Source organism: Gluconobacter sp. NFX36 (assembly GCF_049887835.1).
GTDB lineage: Bacteria > Pseudomonadota > Alphaproteobacteria > Acetobacterales > Acetobacteraceae > Gluconobacter > Gluconobacter japonicus_A.
Window position 1 is genome coordinate 47,389 of the sequence record NZ_JAGEKJ010000016.1, and the last position, 6,138, is coordinate 53,526.

7 protein-coding genes and 1 riboswitch are annotated in these 6,138 nt (G+C 54.4%); of the genes, 5 read left to right on the top strand and 2 right to left on the bottom strand.

What is annotated here, in order from left to right; all coding sequences use genetic code 11:
• Window positions 1-35 precede the first annotated feature (35 nt).
• A complete protein-coding gene (locus tag J4P41_RS13465; protein ID WP_426067532.1) occupies window positions 36-1,487 on the bottom strand; it encodes a cryptochrome/photolyase family protein in 1,452 nt (483 codons plus the stop codon).
• Window positions 1,488-1,675: 188 nt separating this feature from the next.
• Here J4P41_RS13465 and J4P41_RS13470 point away from each other — a divergent pair, with 188 nt between their 5' ends.
• The 5 genes from J4P41_RS13470 (at window position 1,676) to ribH (ending at window position 5,699) form a co-directional block, all read left to right on the top strand.
• On the top strand, window positions 1,676-1,867 hold the full coding sequence (locus J4P41_RS13470; protein WP_007284482.1) for an entericidin A/B family lipoprotein: 192 nt from the start codon (window positions 1,676-1,678) through the stop codon (window positions 1,865-1,867).
• Between the two features lie 186 nt (window positions 1,868-2,053).
• Window positions 2,054-2,212: riboswitch (FMN riboswitch) on the top strand.
• A gap of 118 nt (window positions 2,213-2,330) precedes the next feature.
• The gene (gene ribD, locus J4P41_RS13475) at window positions 2,331-3,365 is read left to right on the top strand and encodes a bifunctional diaminohydroxyphosphoribosylaminopyrimidine deaminase/5-amino-6-(5-phosphoribosylamino)uracil reductase RibD (RefSeq protein WP_426067538.1); all 1,035 of its coding nucleotides are present in this window, start codon (window positions 2,331-2,333) and stop codon (window positions 3,363-3,365) included.
• The gene (locus tag J4P41_RS13480; RefSeq protein WP_062505043.1) at window positions 3,347-3,985 is read left to right on the top strand and encodes a riboflavin synthase; all 639 of its coding nucleotides are present in this window, start codon (window positions 3,347-3,349) and stop codon (window positions 3,983-3,985) included. Before ribD ends, J4P41_RS13480 begins: the two co-directional genes overlap by 19 nt.
• Window positions 3,982-5,235, top strand: coding sequence for a 3,4-dihydroxy-2-butanone-4-phosphate synthase (gene ribB / locus J4P41_RS13485; protein WP_426067533.1), 1,254 nt, complete (start codon window positions 3,982-3,984; stop codon window positions 5,233-5,235). The genes J4P41_RS13480 and ribB overlap by 4 nt, the downstream gene beginning before the upstream one ends.
• Window positions 5,232-5,699, top strand: coding sequence for a 6,7-dimethyl-8-ribityllumazine synthase (ribH, locus tag J4P41_RS13490; RefSeq protein WP_426067534.1), 468 nt, complete (start codon window positions 5,232-5,234; stop codon window positions 5,697-5,699). The genes ribB and ribH overlap by 4 nt, the downstream gene beginning before the upstream one ends.
• 241 nt (window positions 5,700-5,940) lie before the next feature.
• Here the strand turns inward: ribH and J4P41_RS13495 are convergent.
• The coding region (locus tag J4P41_RS13495; RefSeq protein ID WP_426067536.1) for a hypothetical protein at window positions 5,941-6,138 on the bottom strand (198 nt) is incomplete at its 5' end.

Genomic DNA, 6,138 nt, shown 5'->3' on the forward strand with positions numbered 1-6,138 from the left:
GTCAGCCGGGTTTTTCCCCGGCTGACAGTTTCAGATCACAAACTTCTAAATGCGGCCATGGCCCGGTCTCGGCCCTCTTTCAGGTCTACAACAGGTCTCGGATAGGTTTTCCCAAGCGTAATGCCTGCTCTTTCGAGATCATCCTCTTTCGCATTCCAGGGTTCGAACAGGTCTTTGCCAGACAATTTCTTAAGCTCTGGAACCCATTGCCGAATGTAATCCCCATCCGGATCGAATTTCACGCCCTGCCGCGTTGGGTTGAAAATTCGGAAAAATGGCGATGCATCTATGCCCGTCCCTGCGACCCACTGCCAGTTCATGGAATTGCTTGCCCAATCCGCATCAACAAGTGTGTCGCGGAACCATGCCTCCCCCTCACGCCAGTCAATCAGCAGATGCTTTGTCAGAAATGAGCCAACAATCATTCTGGCGCGATTATGCATCCAGCCGGTTTTCCATAACTGGCGCATCCCAGCGTCTACAACAGGGACACCCGTTCTTCCCTGCTGCCAGGCCAACAGGTCTTTTTCACTCTTACGCCAGGACATCTTCTCAAATTTTTGGCCAAGGCTGGTGTCAGGTAAGCGCGGCTGATGAAAGAGTGTATATTTCGCAAACTCCCGCCACCCAACTTCGGAGAGAAACAGGCTTGCGCCCTCATCATGGACACCTTTCTTTTGAAGAGCGCCCCAAATCTGACGGGGAGAAATAGCGCCTGAGGCAAGATAAGGAGACAGCCGCGACGTCCCTTCCCGACTCAACTCATCACGCCTCTTGCTGTACCGAGCACAATCATGGCGAACGAAATCCTCAAGGTGCTCATGCGCCTCCTTCTCCCCCGGCTCCCATGATGTCCGTAATCCACCCGCCCAATCCGGGTGCGCAGGAAGAAGGGACGCCTCATCAAGACAGTACTCACCCAAAAGATCGTCTGCCAAAGGATGAAACGACAAAGTGGTCGGAGCATCGAGAGGTTCTGGCACATCATGCTTCTGAAAACCTTTCCAGAACGCTGTGAAAACCTGATAGAATCGTCCTTCCTTGGTCTGTACCTGTGTTGGGTCCAGCAGTACCGTGCCCCAGAATGCTTCGGACATGATCCCATGCTTCTTAAGCGTGGAAGCGACCCGGGCATCCTGTTCGCGCTCTTTCTGATGCAACCGATGATGCCAGTAAACGCCCTGTGCGCCGGTATCATGAGCCAGTCTTGGAATCAGTTTCTCAACCGACCCAGCAAGCGTCAGAAGCGTGCCTTGATGATGGTTCAGCGCCCTTCTGACGTCTGTCAAAGCACCATGCAACCACCATCGCGCAGCTCCTCCGAGTTTATGAAGAGTCGGTGTTTCGTCATCAAGAACATAGACGCAGATCAGAGGCTGCCCCGTTGCCGCAGCAGCCTGCAACGCTGGATGATCAGTCAGCCTCAGATCCTCCCGAAACCAGACAATGACAGGAGAAGCAGGCGTTTGGTGACCTTTGGCAGACATTGGATCCTCGCTATTATGAAGAGGGAATAGCGTCTGACAGGTCCTTTTGTTCACAAGGCTATGAAACTGCCTTATTTGTTATGTTTCATTTTGAAATATTCCAATCACACAAAATCCTTACCGTCGATGAACTTTCTCTTTGTAAAAGCGTTTCGCCTCCGAACGCTCTTTCGAAGGAGTTATACCGAATGTCCATCAAGTCCATCGCCCGTGTTGCACTGTCCCTGACGCTGCTGTCCGGTGCTGCCGTTTCGCTCTCGGCCTGCAACACTGTTCATGGTGCTGGTCAGGACGTGAGTGCTGTGGGTCACAACGTGTCTCGCGGTGCAAACGCAACACAGGACGCCATCCAGCGCCATACGGACGCATCCACACACTGATCTTTATTCGTTCAGACGAGAAATGGTTATTGATCAACCGCCGGAGGTCTTCTCCGGCGGTTTTTTCATATCCAGCTTATAATATCCATAAAATCACAAAATCTGAGACTTGAGGGATTTTTAACATCTTTGAACGTGATTCCACTTGTAATCCGTCATTTCCCGGTCTCATATCTCAATCTGAACAGACGTTCTCGGGGCGGGGTGAAACTCCCCACCGGCGGTATTGATGGACTTTGGTTTGTCTGAGCCCGCGAGCGCCTTCTTCTTTCAGGGAAGATGGGTCAAGCAGATCCGGTGAGATTCCGGAGCCGACGGTCACAGTCCGGATGAGAGAGAACGCAGCGCTTGCCCAATGTCAGGCAGGAGAGGGTGTGTATTGCACTCTTCTCCAGCACTGGTCATCGGTTAAGGGCGGCGTGCGCCCTGCGGACGTCCCTGATTGGGACCGAAGACCGCAGCCTTGTTGAAACAGACCGCCTTTTCCGCATCTTCAAATCTCGCAACCATCCGGGACGGCTTTCGTGTGGCTATTGCCCAGGCGGTAGACACGCTAGGAGCAACCTCCCCTAATCCTTCCGTTGGTTGTGCTCTGCTGGATGGCAAAGGCCGCATCCTGACGGTTGGCGTTCATCCGAAAGCTGGTCAGCCACATGCCGAAGCCATGGCACTTGCGCAGGCACGGGATGTTGGCGTGCTTGAGCAAGCTCGGACAGCAATTGTGACACTGGAGCCGTGTAATCATACGGGTCGTACGCCACCATGCAGCGAAGCTTTGCGCAATAGCCCGATTGAGCATGTCTGGATTGGAGTTGCCGATCCTACACCACAGGCAGCCGGGGGGGCTGCGCGTCTTCGGGAGATGCCAGGCGGACGGAACGTCACATTCCTGAACGATGTCCCAGAACTGGCCGATCTTCACCGAGACTGCCGTGCTTTATTGGCCCCTTTCCAAAATCGTGTGACACGTCATCGTCCTTGGATCAGCGTGAAGCAGGCTCTGGATCAGAACGGATCTATGATTCCGCCAGCCGGTCAAACAACTTTTACATCCGTGGCCTCCCTGACGCTTGCACACAGGCTTCGCCGCGCAACAGACGCTATCATCACGGGTGTTGGCACCGTTCTTGCTGACAGACCGCGCTTCACAGTGCGTCGGGTACGAGACCACGCCGATCGCGCAAAACGTCTCCTGGTCGTGTGCGACCGGCATAGGCGCCTTCCAGCGGACTGGAAAGCTGAAATGGAGCAATCCGGGTTCGATGTTCTGACCAGTACGGACCTTCTGGCTGTTCCCGCCATGCTGGCGGATCGTGGCGTGAACTGGGCCATGGTGGAAGCCGGTCCCGCTCTTCTGAAAAGCGTTTCAGATGCAGGCCTTTGGGACGACTGGCTGACCATTCGCAAGGATGGCGACACCGATCACATCACACTTCAATCGCGGGACGAGAGCCCGCTTCGACTGCTGAGGGAAAACACATGTTCTCTGGAATCGTAGAGCGTCTGGGCACTGTCCGTTCCGTCTCCCTCCGGGACAAAGCCATGGACCTGACCATCGAAACGGGCTTTCCGGATCTGGAACTCGGCGAGAGCGTGGCGATCAATGGTGTTTGCCTTACGGTCGAGACGTTCGATGCCACCGGTCTCGCGACGTTCCACCTAAGTGGCGAAACATTATCCCGCACTCCGCTGGATCAGCTCAAGGCCGGTTCGAAGGTCAATCTCGAGCGTGCCGTTGCAGCCAGCACCCGGCTTTCCGGACATATCGTGCAGGGGCATGTCGATAATGTCGCGACCCTCGCCAGTATCCAGAAAGCTGGCGATTCCTATGCCCTCCGCGTTTTTGTGCCTCAGGATCTGCGCCAGTATGTCGTGGAAAAGGGCTCCATCACCTTCGATGGTATCAGCCTGACTGTCAACGAACTGCATGACGGGATTGTTCGGGGAAACCAGACGGGATTCGAGGTGGGTCTGACCATCATTCCCCATACCTGGGAACACACAAACCTCTCTTCCCTGGAAATCGGTACCCGGATGAATGTGGAGGTCGATGTGCTATCCAAGTACGTTGAGAACCTGCTCCGCTTCTCCCCTGCATTTGGAAAGGTTGCATCATGAAGCCATCGCTGAAAGCCGCCATTGAGGCAATCCGCGCAGGCGGAATGGTCGTCATGGTGGATGACGAAAACCGCGAGAATGAGGGTGATCTGGTTATGGCGGCACAGTTCGCCACACCGGAAGCCATCAACTTCATGGTACGCGAAGCGCGCGGACTCGTCTGCCTTCCTCTGGAAGCCGAGCAGGTAGATCGTTTGGGACTGCCCCCAATGGTCAGCCGCAACCGTGACCCACGCGGTACAGCCTTTACGGTTTCCATTGAAGCGGCCACGGGTGTCACAACAGGCATTTCCGCTGCGGATCGTGCCCGGACAATTGTGATCGCGGCCAATCCGGATGCAACAGCTGAGGACGTTGTTTCTCCTGGTCACATCTTTCCCCTTCGCGCTCATCCAGAAGGTGTGGTTGCGCGTAATGGGCACACAGAGGGCTCGATCGACATCGCGCGCCTCGCAGGCCTTGAGCCAGCAGGGGTGATCTGTGAGATCATGGCAGATGACGGCAGCATGATGCGTCTGCCGGAGTTACGGCGGTATGCGGCAAAACACGGCCTGCCGATTGTTAGCATCGCGGATCTTCAGGAATGGTGCCTTGAGCATGGACGTGGTCCTGTAAAAGACGCCCAACTCATCAGCACACCTGTCCCAGCCGCTGGGGAAATGATTGCGGCGTCGGCTCTGCCTAGCATTTTTGGCGGCCATGATCTGCGTATTCATGCCTTCCGGGCCGTTGACGGCGTGGAGCATGTAGCACTGGTGAAGGGTGATCCGTCCAAAGGAGTGCCGCTTGTTCGTCTGCACTCCGAATGTGTGACAGGTGATGCACTTGGCTCCCTGCGTTGCGACTGTGGCGCACAGCTTCGGGAAGCTCTGGAGCGCATCTCCGCTGCGGAGTCCGGCGTGCTGGTCTATCTGCGAGGCCATGAAGGCCGTGGTATCGGCTTGGCCAACAAGATCCGCGCCTATGAATTACAGGATGCCGGCATGGATACCGTCGAAGCCAATGAAGCTCTCGGTCTGCCTGCGGATGCGCGGGAATGGGACGCCGCAGCCGATCTGCTCCGGCATCTGGGCGTAACCTCCCTGCGTCTTCTGACAAACAACCCGGATAAGGAATCAAACCTTGTCCGCTTCGGATTTGACGTTCAGTCTCGTGAACGACTGGAAATCGAAGCCAACCCTTTTAACCGGGCCTATCTCGCCACCAAGCGAACACGGATGGGTCATTTTCTTCAGGAACAGCCCGCATGAGCAAGCATATCCCCGTCGCCCCTGACCTGCGCCTTTCGCCTGCACCGAAAATGGCCATCATCGTCAGCCGCTTCAATACAGAGATTACGGGCGGCCTAAAGAATGGCGCGCTTGAGTGGATGGAAGAGCGCGGCATCACAGATGTAGATGTTTATGATGCCCCCGGTGCCTTCGAACTGCCTCTTCTAGCGCAAAAGCTGGCAAAGTCGGGAAAGTATGAAGGTGTGATCTGTCTTGGTTGCGTCATTAAGGGTGACACAGCGCACTTTGAGTTTATTTCCCTTGGGGCCACCATCGGCATCATGCAGGCTCAACTTGCAACGGAAGTGCCAATCGCTTTCGGAATCCTGACGACCTATACAGAAGCTCAAGCTGTTGCCCGCTCCCGCCACGATGCAGAAAATAAAGGCCGTGAAGCTGCTGCTGCGTGTGTTGAAAGTGTTTCGTTTCTTAGGGGTATATGACCCCAGACATTTTTTAAAACCCAACCTGCATGGAGACACTGGATATAGTCTGTAAAAATTTATAGGCTATATGAGTTAACTAGAAAGGTTTTACCTTGATGCTGAATGCAATATTAACTCATGACTTACAGGTTGTCTGTATTGATCAGGGACGGCTTGTCCAGAGGGGAATAGACCGAATCAAGGACCTATCCGAGATTGCATGCATCACAACACTTGGAGAAAAATTCTCCATTACAAATTACCAGAGAACCGTATGGTTTGATTTTATAACAAAGAGAATAGATCGTGCCATTCCTGCAGGAAGCATCGATCTGGAGGGATCGAAGAACTGTTTGTTGATGCGCTTGTCTGATGATTTTAGTTTTTTGGCGCTTTGATTGAGGGTTTCCGGGGTGACTTTCGCTCTGCGTTTTGAGCAGATCACGGTCCATCGCCG